Annotated in this window: 1 protein-coding gene; it reads left to right on the top strand. The window is 76.7% G+C overall.

Annotated features, from left to right (window positions below; genetic code table 11):
- The coding region (locus tag ACFVJQ_RS46030; RefSeq protein WP_385791989.1) for an amidohydrolase at window positions 1-1,276 on the top strand (1,276 nt) is incomplete at both ends.

Here is a 1,276-nt window from a genome sequence, read left to right as displayed (position 1 = left end):
ACCCTCGACCCGGCCCGACCGCGGGCCACCGCCGTCGCCGTGCGCGACGGGCTGATCACCGCGGTCGGCGACGAGAGCGACGTACGCGACTGGCTCGGGCCGGCCACGCGAATCGTACGACTGGACGGGGCGCACCTGGTGCCCGGTCTGGTGGACGCGCACAGCCACCCCGTGTGGGGCCTGGAGATGGCCACCGGCGCCGACCTGTCGAAGGTGACCGACCTGGCCGGCCTGCGTGCCGCGCTGGCCGCCGCCGAACGCGTCGACGGCTGGGTGATCGGTCACGGCCTCGACCACAACGCCTTCGAGGGCCGCCCGATCGACCGCGCCCTCGTGGAGGACGTCCTCCACGGCGCCCCGGCCTTCCTGCGCCTGTACGACGGCCACTCCGCCCTGGCCACCGGGCCGGCGCTCGCCGCGGCCGGCGTGAGCGGCCCCCGGAGCTTCGCCCAGCGCTCCGAGGTGGTCTGCGACCCGGCCGGGCGGCCCACCGGCCATCTCGTGGAGCACGCGGCGATGGACCTGCTGGCCGAGGCACTGCCCCGCCCCTCGTACGAGGCCCGCCGGGCCCGCCTGCTGGAGCTGCTGACCGCGATGGCGGCGACCGGCCTCACCGGTGCGCACGTCATGGACGGCGGCGACCTCGACCTCGTTCAGGCCGTGGCCCGCGAGACGGTGCTGCCCGTCCGGCTGCGGTTCGCTCCCTGGTGCATGCCCGGCGCCGACCGGGACGAGCTGGACGAACTCGTCGCGCTCCAGGGCCGGGCCGGGCGGCACTGGCTGGTCGGCGGGGTGAAGTTCTTCATGGACGGCACCGTCGAGGGCGGCACGGCCTGGCTCGACCACGCCGACTGCCACGGGCAGGGCACGCAGGCCTTCTGGCCCGACCCCGAGGCGTACGCCGCCGCCGTACGGCACCTGCACGCGGCCGGGGTCCGCACGGCCACCCACGCCATCGGCGACGCGGCGGTCCGGCACGTCCTCGACGTGGTCGCCGGGCTGGGACCGTCCGGCCACGGGGCGCACCGCATCGAGCACATCGAGACCGCGCCGGACGACCTGCTGCCCAGGTTCGAGCAGCTCGGCGTGGCGGCCTCCATGCAGCCCCCGCACACCGCCTACACCCGCGCCGACGGCACCGACCAGTGGTCCCGCCGACTGGGCGCCGACCGCGCCGGCCGCGCCTGGCGGCTGCGGGACCTGCGCGACGCGGGCGCCACGGTCGCCCTGGGCTCGGACTGGCCCATCGCCCACTACGACGTCCGCCAGGTCCTGG

The sequence above is a fragment of the Streptomyces sp. NPDC127197 genome (assembly GCF_042672405.1).
In the GTDB taxonomy this organism is placed as follows: Bacteria; Actinomycetota; Actinomycetes; order Streptomycetales; family Streptomycetaceae; genus Streptomyces; species Streptomyces flavusporus.
This window is presented reverse-complemented; position numbering and strand designations above follow the sequence as displayed.